At 71.3% G+C, this 16358-nt stretch carries 15 protein-coding genes and 1 pseudogene; 3 read left to right on the forward strand and 13 right to left on the reverse strand.

Annotated elements, in window-relative coordinates; translation table 11 throughout:
• Positions 1 to 63 precede the first annotated feature (63 nt).
• Both secA2 and ABZ470_RS01345 read left to right on the forward strand, forming a co-directional pair.
• Positions 64 to 2265 (forward strand): accessory Sec system translocase SecA2, encoded by a 2202-nt coding sequence (gene secA2 / locus ABZ470_RS01340; RefSeq protein ID WP_362909644.1) that lies wholly within the window; start codon positions 64 to 66, stop codon positions 2263 to 2265.
• A gap of 65 nt (positions 2266 to 2330) precedes the next feature.
• Positions 2331 to 3134 (forward strand): helix-turn-helix transcriptional regulator, encoded by an 804-nt coding sequence (locus ABZ470_RS01345; protein WP_352010458.1) that lies wholly within the window; start codon positions 2331 to 2333, stop codon positions 3132 to 3134.
• 62 nt (positions 3135 to 3196) lie between these two features.
• Here ABZ470_RS01345 and ABZ470_RS01350 read toward each other — a convergent pair whose 3' ends face one another.
• Positions 3197 to 3679 (reverse strand): metallophosphoesterase family protein, encoded by a 483-nt coding sequence (locus tag ABZ470_RS01350; protein ID WP_352010457.1) that lies wholly within the window; start codon positions 3677 to 3679, stop codon positions 3197 to 3199.
• 81 nt (positions 3680 to 3760) lie between these two features.
• On the opposite strand from ABZ470_RS01350, the pseudogene ABZ470_RS01355 reads away from it, so the two are divergent.
• A pseudogene (locus tag ABZ470_RS01355) lies at positions 3761 to 3883 on the forward strand (hypothetical protein); the annotation flags it as partial.
• Here the strand turns inward: ABZ470_RS01355 and ABZ470_RS01360 are convergent.
• The 12 genes from ABZ470_RS01360 to ABZ470_RS01415 form a co-directional block, all read right to left on the reverse strand.
• Positions 3847 to 4935 carry a glycosyltransferase family 2 protein gene (locus ABZ470_RS01360; protein ID WP_362909229.1) on the reverse strand — a complete coding sequence of 363 codons (1089 nt, stop codon included), beginning with the start codon at positions 4933 to 4935 and terminating at the stop codon, positions 3847 to 3849. The pseudogene ABZ470_RS01355 and the gene ABZ470_RS01360 sit on opposite strands and share 37 nt — an antisense overlap.
• A complete protein-coding gene (locus tag ABZ470_RS01365) occupies positions 4932 to 5924 on the reverse strand; it encodes an iron-containing redox enzyme family protein (RefSeq protein ID WP_362909231.1) in 993 nt (330 codons plus the stop codon). The genes ABZ470_RS01360 and ABZ470_RS01365 overlap by 4 nt, the downstream gene beginning before the upstream one ends.
• The gene (locus ABZ470_RS01370) at positions 5924 to 6667 is read right to left on the reverse strand and encodes a class I SAM-dependent methyltransferase (RefSeq protein WP_352010454.1); all 744 of its coding nucleotides are present in this window, start codon (positions 6665 to 6667) and stop codon (positions 5924 to 5926) included. The genes ABZ470_RS01365 and ABZ470_RS01370 overlap by 1 nt, the downstream gene beginning before the upstream one ends.
• A 78-nt stretch (positions 6668 to 6745) precedes the next feature.
• Complete coding sequence (locus ABZ470_RS01375; RefSeq protein WP_362909234.1) at positions 6746 to 9022, reverse strand: catalase; 2277 nt, start codon at positions 9020 to 9022, stop codon at positions 6746 to 6748.
• A gap of 195 nt (positions 9023 to 9217) precedes the next feature.
• Positions 9218 to 10120 (reverse strand): aliphatic sulfonate ABC transporter substrate-binding protein, encoded by a 903-nt coding sequence (locus ABZ470_RS01380; RefSeq protein ID WP_362909236.1) that lies wholly within the window; start codon positions 10118 to 10120, stop codon positions 9218 to 9220.
• Positions 10117 to 11268 carry an LLM class flavin-dependent oxidoreductase gene (locus ABZ470_RS01385; RefSeq protein WP_362909238.1) on the reverse strand — a complete coding sequence of 384 codons (1152 nt, stop codon included), beginning with the start codon at positions 11266 to 11268 and terminating at the stop codon, positions 10117 to 10119. The genes ABZ470_RS01380 and ABZ470_RS01385 overlap by 4 nt, the downstream gene beginning before the upstream one ends.
• Positions 11258 to 12226: an LLM class flavin-dependent oxidoreductase gene (locus ABZ470_RS01390; RefSeq protein WP_362909240.1), complete on the reverse strand. Its 969-nt coding sequence runs from the start codon at positions 12224 to 12226 to the stop codon at positions 11258 to 11260. Before ABZ470_RS01390 ends, ABZ470_RS01385 begins: the two co-directional genes overlap by 11 nt.
• Entirely contained in the window at positions 12223 to 13311 is a 1089-nt protein-coding gene (locus ABZ470_RS01395) for an ABC transporter substrate-binding protein (RefSeq protein ID WP_362909242.1), read from the reverse strand. Before ABZ470_RS01395 ends, ABZ470_RS01390 begins: the two co-directional genes overlap by 4 nt.
• Before the next feature lie 29 nt (positions 13312 to 13340).
• Complete coding sequence (locus tag ABZ470_RS01400; protein WP_362773864.1) at positions 13341 to 14045, reverse strand: ABC transporter ATP-binding protein; 705 nt, start codon at positions 14043 to 14045, stop codon at positions 13341 to 13343.
• The gene (locus ABZ470_RS01405) at positions 14042 to 14884 is read right to left on the reverse strand and encodes an ABC transporter permease (protein WP_352010447.1); all 843 of its coding nucleotides are present in this window, start codon (positions 14882 to 14884) and stop codon (positions 14042 to 14044) included. Before ABZ470_RS01405 ends, ABZ470_RS01400 begins: the two co-directional genes overlap by 4 nt.
• Entirely contained in the window at positions 14881 to 15288 is a 408-nt protein-coding gene (locus tag ABZ470_RS01410; protein WP_362909245.1) for a hypothetical protein, read from the reverse strand. The genes ABZ470_RS01405 and ABZ470_RS01410 overlap by 4 nt, the downstream gene beginning before the upstream one ends.
• A gap of 102 nt (positions 15289 to 15390) precedes the next feature.
• Complete coding sequence (locus ABZ470_RS01415) at positions 15391 to 15927, reverse strand: hypothetical protein (protein WP_362909247.1); 537 nt, start codon at positions 15925 to 15927, stop codon at positions 15391 to 15393.
• Positions 15928 to 16358: the final 431 nt, after the last annotated feature.

Raw genomic sequence — 16358 nt, forward strand, 5'->3', positions numbered from 1 at the left:
GCTCGTTGTGAACCTCGTTGGAACGTGAACCCGGGGACGGGCGTTGGAGGAGACGTGGCCTCGATAACTCAGCGCATCAGACGGCTCCTCGAACGTCCCGGGTCGATCGACCTGGCCCCCTTCGAGCGGATCGTCGCCGCGGCGGGAAAAAGGGAGGATCGGGTTCGCGAACTCGACGAGCTGCCCGAGCCCTCGCTCGACGACCTGACCGAGTTCTGCGCCATCGTCCGGGAGGCCGCACGGCGGACCCTGGGGCTGCGGCCGTACGACGTGCAGCTGGTCGGCATGCTCGCCATGCTCTCCGGCAACGTCGCCGAGATGGCCACCGGCGAGGGCAAGACCCTGTCGGGGGCGATGGCCGCCGCCGGATACGCCCTGCAGGGCAAGCGCGTCCACGTGATCTCGGTCAACGACTACCTGGCCCAGCGCGACGCCGAATGGATGGGCCCGCTGTACGAGACGCTGGGCGTCTCGGTCGGCTGGATCGGCCAGACCTCGACGCACGAGGAGCGCAGGGACGCCTACGCCAAGGACGTGACCTACGGCCCGGTCAGTGAGATCGGCTTCGACGTGCTGCGCGACCGTACCCGCGTCGACGCGGCCGACCTGATCATGCCCGAACCCGAGGTCGCGCTGGTCGACGAGGCCGACTCGGTGCTGGTCGACGAGGCCAGGGTGCCGCTGGTTCTCGCCGGGGCCACCGACCCGGGCAACGTGGTCCCGGAGATGGCGGCGCTGGTCCGCCAGCTCGTCAGGGGTTACCACTACGAGCTCGACGACCAGGCGCGCAACGTGCACCTGACGAGCAAGGGCATCGACACCGTCGAGCAGGCGCTCGGGATCGACCTCTACGACACCCCGGCCACGCTGACCGAGGTCAACCTCGCCCTGCACGCGCACGCCCTGCTGGCCAAGGACGTCGACTACATCATCCGCGACGGCAAGGTGCACCTGATCAACCCGTCCCGGGGCCGGGTCGCGCTGCTGCAGCGCTGGCCGGACGGCCTGCAGGCGGCGGTCGAGGCCAAGGAGGCGCTGCCGCCCTCGGCGACCGGCGAGATCCTCGACTCGATCACCGTGCAGGGCCTGATCACCCGCTACCCGCAGCGGTGCGGCATGACCGGGACCGCGGTCGCGGTCGGCGACCAGCTCCGTGAGTTCTACGACCTCAAGGTCGCCGTGGTTCCCCCCAACCGGCCCTGCGTGCGGACCGACGCCCCCGACCGGCTCTTCGAGTACCGGATGGACAAGGACCGCGCCCTGGTCGAGGAGATCGTCGAGGTGCACGCGACCGGGCGGCCGATCCTGATCGGCACCCTGGACGTCGCCGAGTCCGAGCGCCTCTCGCTGACCCTGAGCGGCCGTGGCCTGGAGTGCGTGGTCCTCAACGCGAAGAACGACGCCGAGGAGGCCTCGATCATCGCGAAGGCCGGTGAGCGCGGCTCCATCACGGTCTCCACCCAGATGGCCGGGCGCGGCACCGACATCCGCCTCGGTGAGGGCGTCGAGGAGCTCGGCGGGCTGTACGTCATCGGTTCCGGGCGGCAGACCAGCAGCCGCCTGGACGACCAGCTCCGCGGCCGGGCCGGGCGGCAGGGCGACCCCGGCGGCTCGGTCTTCTTCGTCAGCGGCGAGGACGAACTGATCACCCACTACGTGGCCGACGAGTACGCCAGGGGCGTGCCCGACCACAGTCTCGTCGGCCACGCCCAGCGGGTCGCCGAGGGGGTGGACATGGAGATCCACCGCAACACCTGGCGCTACACCCGGTTGCTCGAACAGCACCGGGGCCAGGTGCTCGAACTCCGCGGCAAGGTCCTGCACGGCGACTCCGCGGCCCAGGCGCTGGCCTCCGCCGCCGCCGAGCGATGGTCCTCCCTTGAGGAGACGGTCGGGGAGGAGGTGCTGAAGGAGGCCGCCAGGCAGATCGTCCTCTTCCACCTCGACCGTTCGTGGGCCGACCACCTGGCCTACCTCGCCGAGCTGCGCGAGGGCATCCACCTGCGCGCGCTCGGCCGCCTCAGCCCGATCGACGAGTTCAACAAGGAGGCCAAGCCCGCCTACGAGCGGATGCTCGCCGAGGTCGAGTCGCGTTCGATCGAGACGTTCGAGGCGGCCACGATCACCGCCGACGGTCTCGACCACGAGGAGGCGGGCATCAAACGGCCGACCGCCACCTGGACCTACCTCGTCCAGGAGAACCCCTTCGGCACCGAGTGGGAGCGCATCCTCAACCGTCTGGTCACCAAGGTCCGCCGCCGCTGACACGCTTCTCCCCCGGGGGCAGTGGGTAATGGTTTTGCCAACATGCCCCCGATATCGTGTTAATTGTGACCACCACCAGCGTGTCCCGCCCAGTCGGTGAACTGCTGCGCCAGTGGCGGGAACGACGGCGGATGAGCCAGATGGACCTCGCCCTCCAGGCCGAGATCTCCACCAGGCACCTGAGCTTCGTGGAGACCGGCCGCTCGAAACCGAGCCGGGAGATGATCCTGCGCCTGGCCGAGGAGCTCGACCTGCCGCTGCGCGAGCGCAACCACCTGCTGCTGTCCGGGGGGTTCGCGCCGGTCTACTCGGAGACACCGCTCAGCTCTCCGGAGATGGCCTCGGTGCGCGAGGCCCTCGGCCAGGTGCTGAGCGGGCACGAGCCGTACCCCGCGGTGGTCGTCGACCAGCGCTGGAACGTGGTCGACCGCAACTCCGCGACCGGGCTGCTGCTGCGCGGCGTGGCCCCGGAGCTGCTCGTCCCGCCGGTCAACGTGCTGCGACTGAGCCTGCATCCCAAGGGGATGTCCCAGCGGATCATCAACCTGGGCGAGTGGCGGGCCCACCTGCTGCACCGGTTACGCCGTCAGATCAGCCTCACCGCCGACCCGGAGCTCGGCGCCCTCTGGCGGGAGCTGGACGACTACCCCTGCGACCAGCCGGTGCCCGAGATCGACCGGCCGGGCCCCGGTCACATCGTGATCCCGCTCAGGATCCGCAGGGGCTACCGCGAACTCGCCTTCTTCAGCACGATGGCCACCTTCGGCACGCCGCTCGACATCACGGTCGCCGAGCTGGCCATCGAGGCCTACTTCCCCGCCAACCCGGAGACGGCCGCCTACCTGCAACATCAGCACCACCCGGACTGACTCCGCGATCACGGCCCATGACCCCGCAGGCCGGGTGCCGCGGCCCCCGGGGACCGTGGCTCTCAGGTGACGGGGGCGATCTCGGCCTCGACGAGACGGCCGTCCTCGATCCGCAGGAGGCCCACGGTGCCGTGGGGCTGGCGCCGCCGGTCGGTGGGCGAGCCGGGGTTGAAGACGCGGAAGCCGCCCTCGCTCTCGTCGAACGGGATATGGGAGTGACCGAAGACGACGAGGTCGGCGGTGGGAAACCGGCGGCGCATCCGGGCGATCCGCCCCTTGGCCGCGCCGCTGTCGTGGATCATCGCGACCCGCAGTCCGCCGAGGTCGAGTTCGAGCGTCTCCGGCGCCCGTACGTCCGGCCCGTCGTTGTTGCCCTTGACCACGTGGACCGGGGCGTAGGCGGCCAGCTCGTCCAGGACCCCGGGGACACAGACGTCTCCCGCGTGCAGGATCAGGTCCGCGCCGCGCAAGTGCTCCGCCACCCGTGGCGGGCAGGACTTCCAGCGCCGGGGCGCGTGCGTGTCAGCGAGGACGACCACCTTCACGCCACACCCCTTCCCCTTCTCACCCGCTTCCACCGCCGGAGGGCGGCGTTTTCCACCCGCCTCGCCGGGCACAAACCCACCATGAGTCACAAAACGGACTATCCCGCCATAATCACTCCATGTGAGGACGGGCCGCTGCTGCTCCGGGGGACGTTCACGCTGACGACTCAGGATGGAGAGGTCATCGACCCCGGCCGGGCGACGGTGGCGCTGTGCCGCTGCGGGCGTTCCTCGGCCAAGCCGTTCTGCGACGGCTCGCACAAGTCCACCGGGTTCCGGGCCACGAGCGAACCCGACCTCTGAGCGCGTTCCCCGAGCCCGCGAACCGGATGCGCGGCGGTCAGCATCCGGTGCCCCGCGTAGGGGATCCCGCCGCAGAGGAACCGGGCCACCAGAGCGGGCCAGCTGCAGACGGCCCGCTCCAGCACCCACACCGGGGCGAACAACGAGGCGGTGAAGGGGAAGACCCGCCGGCCACCCGCCCGGCGGCGGCCGATCTCCGCCACCCCCACGCAGACGGCGGCTCCTGTCAGCACCGCCCCGTACCTGCGTCGCAGCAGGGCGACGGCCGACACCGGCAGCACGGCCAGGAAGAACAGCATCCGGGGCGGTTGCGCCAGGTCGTCGTAGGCCTGCCGTAGGCGCTGGGACCAGAACCTCCCGGCGGAGGGCGGCAGACGGCGGACGTAGAGGTCGTGCGCGCGGTGTTCGCGCCCGCCGTTGGCGCGGACCGTGCGGATGAGCTCCAGATTCTCGAACAGCACGTCCCCGTCGTAGCCGCCCATCTTCAGGAAGGCCGACCGGCGCACCCCGAAGGTGCCCGGGTAGTCGGCGCCGAAGCCACGGTTGAGCAGCATGCGGGCGGTGTCCCAGCGGGCGTGCCAGGGCAGCGGGTCGAAGTGGTTCTGCGGCCTGACCAGGTCGGCCGTCTCCAGCAGGGTGTCCATCCTGGCCAGTTCGGCCGCGCCGTAACGGACGTCGTCGTCGGCGATGACCACGTGCTCGGCGCGGGCCAGGCGCATCCCGGTGATCACCCCGTTGACCTTGCCGTTGGCGAAGCGGAGGTCGGCGTCGGGCCGCACGTGCAGGACGAGGCCGTTCCAGCGGGCGGCGTGCCGGTCGAAGAGCGCGGGCGGGGAGCCGTCGACGACGATGACGCGGACCCTGCGCCCCAGCCACCGCAGGTAGCCGGTCAGCTCCGTCAGGCCCGAGTCGTCCTCCCAGCGCAGCGGCAGCACGTAGTCCAGGTCCGTCACGGGCTCCCCACCGCCAGGCTCGCCTCGCGCAGCGACGTGGTCCCCCGGGTCCAGCGGTCCAGGACGTGCTCGGCGAAGAGGCGGTCGAGGGTCAGGGCGCAGGCGGCGCCGTACAGTATGTCGCCGGTCAGGGCGGGTTCGGTGGCGGCCAGCCCGCCGCACATGTCGTGCGCGGCGATCTGCTCGTGTACGGCGTCGGCCAGCACGTGCTCGTCGTAGAAGCGGCAGGCCGTCGCGTCGCCGCCCAGTCTCCGCAGGCCCCGGCCGTACCTGAGGTTGGGCAGCGAGGAGGTCATCTCGAAGACCGCCAGGTGCCCGAGCAGGGCTCCCCGGCGCGCGCGGTGCAGGCCGAACAGCGACATGAGGTTGACGGTCGCCAGCGTGATCGCCGGCACCCGGTCGAGGTAGGCGCCGTAGGAGTCGTCCAGGTCCAGCCCGCGCATCGTGGCCCGGAACAGCTCCGAGTGCATCCGCTCCCGGCGGCCTCCGCCGTACTCGTCGGCCTGGATCTCCGCCAGGGCCGCCTTGGCGCGGCCGCACAGCCGGGGCAACGCCCAGGTGTGCGGGTCGGCCTCCTTCAGGTGGTAGATCGAGCGGTGGACGACGAACTCCCTGAACTGGTCCGGACCGGCCTTCCTCTCCAGGAACGCCGCGAGCGGCGGCCCCTCCGCCTCGGCGACCAGATCGGTCAGGGCACGGCAGACCCGTTCCGGCTCCCCTGCCGTGGGGGGCGGTACGGCCCGCGCGAGCCACTCCTCGAAGCGCCGTTCCAGCGTCCGCCTGACCGCCAGCAGCGACGGCTCCCACTCCCAGGCGTCGTCGACCTCCTCGAACCCCTGGTAGTGCAGCTCGTAACAGGTGAAGAGCGCGAGCTGCAGGTCCTCGTCGTCCTCCACATCGAGGGACGGCGGATCGAACGGGTGGGGCGGGCGGGTGAGCCGTTCGAGGAGCACCGTGGTGACGGGGCCCCGCGGCGCGGGCAGACGCATCACGGCCTCCCCGGGGACGAGCGGTAGACCGAGACGTGCGAGCGGCTGTCGTCGGTGTAGGGAGAGCCGTCCCAGCCGGCCCAGCGGTGCTCACGTTCCAGGCCGGCGAGCAGCCCCATCAGGTCGAGCTCTGCGGGCCAGGCGTAGCGGTGGTTGGCGGGCAGCAACCTCAGTCCGTCGGAGGTCAGGTTGACCTTCGTCGTGTACATCATCTGGTCGGCGGCCGACAGCCGCGCCGCCTCGACCAGCACCCTCTCCTCGCTCAACGACAGCAGACGCAACGCCGTGCCGTCCCTGAACGCCCCGGGATCGGGGACCCACGCCTCGACCACGAACCGGCCCCCCGGGCGCAGGTGGGCGGCCGCGTTGCGGAAGCAGGCGACCTGCGCCTCCTGCGAGGGCAACGCGAAGATCGTGTTGATCGCCAGGACGACCAGGCCGAACTCGCCCTCGACCCGGGTCGTGGCGAAGTCTCCCAGCGTCACCGGGACACGGTCGCCGCCGGGCTTGGCACGTAACCGCCGCACCATCTCCGCCGAGCCGTCCACGCCCGCGACGACCAGTCCTCGCGCCGCGAGCGGCAGCGCCAGCCGTCCCGTGCCGACGCCGAACTCCAGGACCGGCCCCCCGTCGGCGAGTTCCGCCAGCCGGTTCACCGCGGACTCGGTGTCGGGAATGGTCGTCCCGTAGACGCCGTCGTAGACGTCGGCGACGGCACGGCCGTACGCGGACGGATCGAACATCTGCGCCATGGGACCCCCGTTCCCTCGCCTAGAGGCTGCCCCCTCTTTGACCTGGGAAAACAGCGGTGGTTTCGCGGATCAGACGGGTTCGACCGGGACGGGGAAGCGTTCCCAGACCCGGTGCCCGCCCAGCAGGCGGACGACCTCCGCCAGCACCGCCTCGCCGCCGTCCCCGACGACCACGCCGGGCGCCGCCGGATCGATCCCGGCGGCGGTGAGCGCCTGTACGGCGTCCGCCCAGCCGCCGATCGGCTTGGCGTGCCGGAACGCCTCACCGAGCATGAGCAGCACCCGCGGGTCGGTGGGCGCCCCCGCGGTGCCGTTCCCGGCCTTGGCGTCCCTGGCGCCGTCCGCGTCCTTGCCCCGCGCCGGGGTTCCGGCCAGCAGCAGGGCGTCGAACTCGACGGACCTGGCGGTGACGAACGTGCGCTGCACCGTTACGGGGCCGTCGCCGTCCGCGCCGAGCACGCCACCGGCCGGGGCGATGACCAGCGGCACCATGCCGCCGTCCAGAACCGCCTGGCGGACGGCCTCGACCGTCGCCAGGTCGCCGTGGCCGTCGGCGACGATGCCGATGATCCGGCCGGTGGTCGGCCAGGTCCTGCCCACCTGGGACAGGGCCGGGCTCGGATCGACGGCCGGCAGGGAGTTGACCGGTTTCGGAACGGGCAGGCCGAGGCCCTGCGCCACCTGCTCGCACAGGTAGGGGTCGATCTCGGCGAGAACACGCAGGTTGCGCTCCTTGATCGCCTGCTCGTAGACCTTGCCGAGTTCGAAGGTGTAGGCGGCGATGACGTGCTCGCGTTCGACCGGGCTCAGGCTCAGCCAGAACAGGCGAGGCTGGCTGAAGTGGTCGGCGAACGACGCCGGAGCCTCACGCACCTTCCGTGCCGCGGCCACCCGAACGGGCGTCTCCACGTATCCCCCCTCGTGCGCCCCCGCGAAGAAGGGGCAGCCGCCGTCCAGCGAGTTCGGCTTGTACGGCGCCACGCCCGCGTGCACGGCGTCCTGGTGGAAGCCGTCGCGCAGCATGTCGTTGACGGGGGCGTGCGTGCGGTTGATCGGGATCTGCCCGAAGTTGGGACCGCCCAGCCGGGTGATCTGCGTGTCCAGGTAGGAGAACAGCCGCCCGGCGAGCAGCGGGTCGTCGGTGACGTCGATGCCGGGCACCAGGTGACCGACGTGGAAGGCGACCTGTTCGGTCTCGGCGAAGTAGTTCACCGGGTTGGCGTTGAGGGTGAGCAGGCCGATCGGCTGGACCGGCGCCAGTTCCTCAGGGACGATCTTCGTCGGGTCCAGCAGGTCGATGCCCTCGAACGTCTGCTCCGGGGTGTCGGGGAAGACCTGGATGCCCAGCTCCCACTGCGGGTGGGCACCGGCCTCGATCGCGTCGGCGAGGTCACGCCGGTGGAAGTCCGGGTCGGCGCCACCGATCAGCTGCGCCTCCTCCCACACCAGGGAGTGCACTCCGGCCTTGGGCTTCCAGTGGAACTTCACCAGCGTCGTCGCCCCCTCCGCGTCGACCAGCCGGAAGGTGTGGACGCCGAAACCCTCCATGGTCCGGTAGGAGCGGGGGATGCCACGGTCGGACATGTTCCACAGCGTGTGGTGGGTGGCCTCGGTGTGCAGGGAGACGAAGTCCCAGAACGTGTCGTGCGCGCTCTGCGCCTGGGGGATCTCCCGGTCCGGATGCGGCTTGGCCGCGTGGATGACGTCGGGGAACTTGATCGCGTCCTGGATGAAGAACACCGGGATGTTGTTGCCGACCAGGTCGAAGACGCCCTCGTCGGTGTAGAACTTCGTGGCGAAGCCCCGGGTGTCGCGCACCGTGTCGGCCGAGCCCCGCGATCCGAGAACCGTGGAGAACCGCACGAAGACCGGCGTCTCGACGTCCTTGGCGAGGAAGGCTGCCCTGGTCACCGAGGCCGCGGTGCCGTACGACCGGAAGACGCCGTGCGCGGCGGCGCCGCGGGCGTGCACGACGCGCTCGGGGATGCGCTCGTGGTCGAAGTGCATGACCTTCTCGCGCAGGTGGTGGTCCTGCAGCAGCACCGGCCCTCGGGGACCGGCCTTGAGCGAGTGGTCGGTGTCGGCCAGGCGCAGCCCCTGGGCCGTGGTGAGGCGGTCACCGCCCTGTGCCCGCTCCTCGGGCGTCACGTCCTCTTCCTGTCCGGTGGGGCTGTACGGGTCGGGGCCGCGCTGGTCGGGCTTGGGCCTGAGCGGCCCCCTGGGCTCGGTCGGCTCGTCGACCGACGGCGGCTCGCTTCCCGGGCGGCCGGGAACCTCCGCAGAATTGTCTGACAGTTTGTCAGCGATCTTGTCAATGACACCCTTGACCGGGTTGGACTTCTCCATCGTTCTCTCCTTGAGCTGCGGTGGCGGTTCCTCGGGTGAGGACCGGGCGCCGGTCGGGCCGCGGAGACCCGGTGGCGGTACGCCATACCCCTGTTCGGGTGCTCAAAGCGACGACACTCGGGAAGACGGAAAAATCCTGACAGAACCATTCAGGGAAAGCCCCTCCGAGTTCTCGGAGGGGCCTTTCCCCAGCTGTCACCGGAGCAGCTTGGCGATCTCCGGGTCGACGGCGTCCGCGACGGTGATCTTCCGGTCGATGAGGCCGTTGGCGTGGAAGAGGTCGGCGGCGCGCTGCTGCTCGGCGACGAACTCCTCGGTCACCGGGTGCAGCCCGAAGGGACGCTTGCGCAGGGCGTTCTCCCAGTGGTCGAGGTCACCGCCGTCGTCGGCGGCGAACAGCCCGGCCGCCTCACGATGGTTCTCGGTGATCCAGGCGTCGGACTCCTGCAGGGCGGCGACGATCGCGGCGAGCTGCTCGGGGTGCTTGTCGGCGAAGTCACGCCGGGTGAACCAGAGCGAACGGTGGCTGAACAGCCCGTCGGTGGCGACCAGCTCACGGACCGGCGCCTGCGCCTCGACCTTGCTGAGCGAGGGGTAGGAGCCGACCCAGGCGTCGACCTCCCCGTTGAGGAACAACTCGCCCGCGTCCACCCCGGCGTCGACGGGGACGATGTCCTTCCAGGTCAGCCCGGCCTTGTCGAGGGCGAACAGCAGCAACGTCGTCTGCCAGGAGCCGTGCCCGAGCGCGACCCTCTTACCCTTCAGGTCCGCAAGGGAGCTGATCGGGGAGTCCTCCTTCACCACCAGCCTGCCGTTCTCGTGGCGGGAGCCGGAGACGGCCACGTAGACCACGTCGTGGCCCTTGCCCTGGGCGGTGACCGGCGGCGTCGAACCGGTGCCGATGAAGTCGTAGCCGCCGTCGAAGAGGTGGTCGCCGTGGACCGAGGGCAGACCCTTGGTCGGGTCCGTCCTGTCACCGGCCGGGAGGTCGCGCAGGTCGACCCACTCGACGTCGGGGATCGCGCGCTCCAGGATGCCCCGGTGACGCAGGACCCACAGCGAGTTGTTGTGCGGGAAGTAGCCGACGCGGACGCTCATGAGGGTGTTCCTTCCAGTAGGGGTGATGCGACGCGGAGGTCACGGCCACGCAGCAGCGGCAGAACGTTCTCGCCGACGCGGTAGGCCTCCTCCAGATGGGGCACGCCGGCGAGGATGAACGCGCCGGCGCCAAGGTTGATCAGTTCGTCGAGCCGTTCCGCGACCTGCTCGTAGCTGCCGACGAGCCCGAAGGCGGGCCCGCCCCGCAGCAGGTGGAAACCGCCCCACACGTTGGGGGTGACCTCAAGGTCGCGGTGGCCGTTGACCGCGCCGGTGACGAACGACTGGCTGCGCTGCCAGCCGATGGAGTCGCCGGTCGCGCCGCGGAGCACCGACGGGTCGATGTTGTCCCAGCCTCTGCGGATCTCCTCCCAGGCCTCCTCCTCGGTCTCGCGGGCGAGCACGTCGATGCGGACGGCGAACTTGGGTGTGCGGTCGCTGTTGGCCCTGACCTGGTCGAACTTCTCGCGCAACGCGTGGAAGGGCTCCAGCCACGACAGGTAGTAGTCCGCGTGCCGCCCGGCGGCGTCGATGGCCGCCTTCGACGACCCGGAGAAGTAGATCTCGGGGAACGGCTGCCCGGTCAGCTCCTCGGGCAGCCCGGCGCCCCTGACCCGGTAGAAACGCCCCTCGAAGTCGTACGGCCCGCCGTCCCAGACGCCCCTGAGCACGTCGAGGAACTCCGAGGTCCGCGCGTAGCGGTCGTCGTGGGCGACCTTGTCACCCCACCAGAGCTGGTCGGGGCCGCCGCCACCGGAGATGACGTTGTAGACGACCCGCCCGCCCGTCGCGCGCTGGAGGCTCGCCGACATGCGCGCGGCCTGCACCGGGTGGAGGAAGCCCGGCTGGAAGGCGATCATGAACCGGTAGGTCGTCGTCTCCCTGGCCAGCGTCGCCGCCGTCGCCCACGGGTCGTCGGTGTTGGGGAAGGAGGGCAGCAGCCCGCCGACGAAGCCGGAGACCTCGGAGGCCCTGGCGACGTCCCCCATGTGCTCGACGTAGCTGTAGCCGTCACGCCGCCCGTCCCGCACTCCCGGGGCCAGGCTGCCCGGCACGACCGGGGCCCACTCCCCCCGGCTGGCGACCCTCCTGCGCAGCGAGGGCTGGTCGCCGTGCGTGCCGACCCGCCAGTAGATGTCAACGGACATGGCTGTTCTCCTTGACCAGCAGCGGCAGCAGCCGCTCCCCGAGCCGATAGGTCTCCTCGACGTACGGCGTCGCCTCAAGGACGAAGGCGCCGATCCCCCGGTCCGCGTAGTCCCTGATCCCGGCCGCCACGCTCTCGTAGGAGCCGACGAGGCCGGGGCCGGGGAAGCCGTTCCACAGCCGGGTCTGCGGGTCGGGTTCGGGCAGGGTGTCCTCGGTGCCGCCGCCGCGCAGCCACAGGCGGCGTGCCGCCCGCCAGGCCTCGGCGTCGTCGTCGCGGGCCAGCACCGGGAGGCGCAGGCCGTAGGTGACGCCCTGGAGGCCGGAGGCCTCGAAGTCGTCGCCGGGGTCGAAGACGTGCACGTCGGCGTGGCGCGCGGACAGTTCGAGGGCCTGCGGAGAGGTCCCCGACAGGTGGACCCTGGGGAAGGCCCTGCCGGCGAGCGGCGACAGGAAGCCTCCGGCGAGCACCTGGTAGAAGCGTCCCTCGTAGCCGTAGCCCTCCTGCGTCCAGACCCCCTTGGCGACGGTGAGGAACTCCTCGGCCCGCGCGTAGCGGTCCGCCCCTTCGAGGAAGTCGCCCTGCGCCCTGGCGACCTCGGGGTCGAGGTCGACGACGACCCGCCAGTCGAGCCGGTCGCCGGAGAAGCGCTGCAGCGAGGCCGAGACCTTGGCGGCGTAGACGGGGGTCGCGACGCCGGGGTGGAACCCGGCGGCGACCCGCAGCCAGCGGCTCTGCCTGAGCAGGCTCCCCGCGGCGACCAGCGACTCCTCGCCTTGGGGGTCGAAGGGCAGCAGCGCGCCGTCGAAGGCCGCCAGCTCCGCGGCCCTGCCCGCCTGCAGCAGGTGGTCGAACGGGCCGAAGGGCGCCCTGGGGTCGGTGACGAAGCCCGGCAGGTCGGCCCTGGCCCCGCGCCCGCCGTTGTCGCGGGTCGGCAGTGTGATCAGGAACGTGGTCATCGGACCGCCAGCCGTTCCCCGATGAACGCGCCGCCGAACCGGGCCGTCACCTCGCCGGGCGCGTCCGTCCAAAGGCCGTCGGAGCGCCGCCCGGCGAGCAGTTCCCGCGCCGCGGCCAGCGGCTCGTGGGCCGTCCAGGCGTCGAGGTCGACGTCGGCGGCGAGGAAGCCGTGCAGCAGCAGGAAGTCCTTCTGCCGCCCCAGCAGCGTGAGCCGCTCCGGCGACAGGTCCGGGTGGAGGTCACGGTGGAAGTCGCCCCGGTAGGCGGTGGCGACGCCGTCCGCCTCCGAGCGGGTCTCCGCGGCCAGGATGCCGCGTACGGCCTCCAGGTTGTCCGCCGCCCAGTCCGCGGCCCGCAGCGTCTGGGCCAGGAAGGCGACGACCAGGTCCGGGTGCTCGGCGAGCAGGTCCTCGTGCACGGTGATGGGCCTGGGGGTGCCGTTGTTGACGCGGGTACGGCGGTCCTCCGCGGCGTCCAGGTCGACGGCGACGACGGCGCCGATCTCCCTGGCCTGGTCGGCGGAGCGGGCGCCCTTGACGTAGATCGCGTCGACCTCGCCCGCGGCCAGTTCCTCGATGCCCGGCCAGGACCAGGCCCGTTCCGCGGCACCCCGCCCGACGTCGGACCTCGGCTGGCCGACCTCGACGAACGTCACGTCGTCGAAGCCGAGCCCGGCCTGGGACAGCGCCCCCTTGAACCCGTGCAGCGCCATCGCCCTGGGGAAACTCCTGGCGCGCGTCTCGGCCCACCTCGGCAGCGCGACGCGGGCACCGCGCAGCCCGGCCGCGTCGGTGATCCCCGAGTCGGGGCGGACCAGGATCGACTGCCACTCCTCGATCCAGGTCAGCCCGATCAGGCGGGTCGGGGCCCCCTCCGAGCGGGCGGCCAGCGCGGGAACGTTCCCGCCCTCCCGGAACAGTCCGAGGAGCCGGTGGTCGAAGTGGTGTTCCGACAGCTCGGGGCCCGCGTCCTGCAGGACGCCGACCTCGCCGAACTCCTCGTCGAGCCAGCCCAGGTTGTAGGCCAGCCCGCTCGCGGTGGGAACCGGGCAACGGGTGAACCAGATCTTGTCGATCGCGGACATGCGAGTCCTCCGTACTGTTCTTCGGGTGGTCAGTGCGCGGCGGCGGCGACGCCGAGATGGGACAGGAACAGCCGCCGGTGGGCGATGAACGCCGGGTCGTTGCGGTCACGCGGATGGGGCAGGTCGATCGGCTGCTCGACCGCGAAGGCGCCGTCCCGCAGCACCACGACCCGGTCCGCCAGCCGTACGGCCTCGTCGACGTCGTGGGTGACGAGCACAACGGCGGGCCGGTGCCGTTCGCACAGCTCGGCGACCAGCTCCTGCATCTGCAGGCGGGTCAGCGCGTCGAGCGCGGCGAACGGCTCGTCGAGCAGCAGCAGCTCCGGGTCGCGGACCAGGGCCCTGGCCAGGGCGACCCGCTGCGCCTCCCCGCCGGACAGGGTCGCGGGCCACGCCCCGCCGTACCCGGCGAGGCCGACCTCCTCAAGCGCGGCGAGCCCGGCCTCGCGCGCCGACCTGGGCAGCCCGAGGACGACGTTGGCGAGCACCCTGCGGGCCTGGACCAGGCGCGGCTCCTGGTAGACGGTCGTACGGCGCCGCGGCGCCAGGACGGTTCCCGAGTCGGGGAGTTCGAGACCGGCCAGGATGCGCAGCAGCGTGGTCTTTCCCGTGCCGCTCGGCCCGAGCAGGACGAAGAACTCCCCCCGCCCGATCTCCAGGTCGATCCCGTCCAGGACGGTCTTGGCGCCGAAGGCCTTGCGCAGCCCCCTGATGTCCACGGCGGTGGTGCTCATCGGGCCGTCACCTGCCCGCGCCAGGGCATGGCGACCCGTTCGACGGCCCGGATGACCAGGTCGATCAGCAGGCCCAGCACGGCGTAGATCACGACGCACAGGACCATGTAGTCGGTGCGGTAGTACTGCTGGGCGAGCGTGACGAGGTAGCCGATCCCCTCGGTCGCGCCGATCTGCTCGGCCGCGATCAGGCCGGTGAGCGAGACCGAGAGGCACACGCGCAGGGCCATCAGGACGCTGGGCAGGGCGGTCGGGATGATCACGCCGAAGGCGAGCCCCGCCCCGGTGAGCCCGAAGCCCCTGGCGGCCTCGACGACCTTCCGGTCCACGCCGCGGACGCCGAGATAGGTGTATGCGTACATGGGGCCGGCCGCGGCGACCGCGATCAGGACCACCTTGAACGTCTCCTCGACGCCGAACCAGGAGATGAACAGCGGGACCAGGGCCAGGAACGGCACGGCCCGCTTCATCTGCATGGTCGGATCGACCAGTTCCTCCCCCAGGACGGACAGTCCGGCGACCACGCCGAGCAGGAGGCCGACGCCCCCACCGGCCAGCACGCCGAGCCCGGCCCGCCGTGCGGAGGCGAGCAGGTAGTCGCCGAGCTGCCCGGTGGCGGCCAGCTCGCCGAGCGCCCCGACGACGGCTCCCGGTCCGGCGAGGATCTCCGGGGAGATGAGGCCACCGGCCGTGCCGTACCACCAGGCGGCCAGCAGCACCAGCGGGACCAGCAGGCGCAGCGGGACGGACAGCCCGGGGGCGCGCCTGCGGGAGCCCAGGTAGCGGGGCGGTTCGAGCGGGGACAGCCGTGTGGCCGTGGGGATCTTCTCCAGCGTCATGACGCGGGCTTGAGGTCGAAGATCACGGCTTTGGGGTCGATCGCGCCCGGCAGCACGCCGTACCTCTGGAAGACCGAGGCCACGTCGGCCACGTAGGAGGCGTCGGCGGGGGTGGCGAAGCGCGGCACGTTGGCGTACCGGGACTTGGCGTTCTCCTCCTCAAGGCGGGCGCCGGACAGGGCGGTCGGTCCCTGGGTGAGGAAGACGTTCTGGAATTTGCCCGGGTCGCGCCTGGCCTCCTCGGTGAGCTCCTGCAGGACCTTGAGGTAGACCCGGACGACCTCGGGGTGCTCGGTGAGCAGTTCGGTCCTGGCGGCCTGCATGTTCAGGTCCTTGTCCGGCAGGTCACGGCCGTGCACGACGACCCGCGCCCCCTTGGCGACCGCCTCGGGGTAGGCCCGCACGATCGCCCACCAGGCGTCGACCTTGCCGGTGGCGAAGGCGGAGGCGCCCTGGTCGGGGTTGAGGTAGACCCGTTTGACCTGGTCGGCGGGGATCCCGGCCTCCTAGAGGGCGAGCAGCAGGAGATACTCCCCGCGTCCGCCCTTGTTGACGGCGACCTGCTTGCCGACCAGGTCCTTGACGGTCCTGATGGGGCTGTCCGGCCTGACGACGAGGCCGTCGGTCTGCGGCGCGGCGGCGTCGGTCTCCGGGTCGGTGAAGGCGAAGATCTTGATGTCCTTGCTGCTGACGAGGTAGCCGAGGACCGGGGAGATCGCCCCTTCGAGCACGTTGATCGAGCCGGAGCGGACGGCGTCCACGGTGGCCGTGAAGGAGGCGTAGGAGCCGCCCCACTCCACCTTCGCCCCGACCTCGGCCAGCCGCCTCTCCAGGATTCCCTCCTTCTTGGCCACCGCCAGCGGTCCCGCGTTGCCCGGGTCCTTGATCCTGAGTACGGCTCCGCCGTCCTTGCCCGCCGGGTTCCCGGCGGCCGCGACCGCCGTACCTCCCGAGCCGGTTCCCCCGCAGGCGGCGGTGAGGGCGGTGAGTGACAGCGCCGCGAGCACGAGCGCGGCGCGCGTCCGTGGAGGAGATGTCCGCATGATGACTGGCCCCTTTGGAAGGTCGAGAAGACGAGAAAGGTCGGGATATGGGAGACACACGTGTCCGGCGCACGGGAACGGCGGCCCTCGGACATACGGGCGCGGGCGCACGGAGACGGGAGGAGGAGAGGTCGACAGGCTCAACGTGGAGGACGGAGCGCGTCACGGACAGAGGCTGCTGTCCAGGCGCATGAGATCGACGACCCGCCGGAGGGTCAGGGGTACTCGCGACACATTTCCTATATTTCAGGTAGGTTTAATCCACGTCAACCCGTATCCCACATCATGGGATCGGAAATGTCATGACTTCCAGCCTCCTGATGCCAGGATCTCGATCATCAAGGCGCGGAGGCCACATCATGGGAAGCCACGCTCCCGCCGGGCCGGAGGCATCGGCCGAGGTCAGCGGAGAGCCCGTAGAGTTACGGGCC

This window comes from Streptosporangium sp. NPDC020072 (genome assembly GCF_040631445.1).
Classification (GTDB): domain Bacteria; phylum Actinomycetota; class Actinomycetes; order Streptosporangiales; family Streptosporangiaceae; genus Streptosporangium.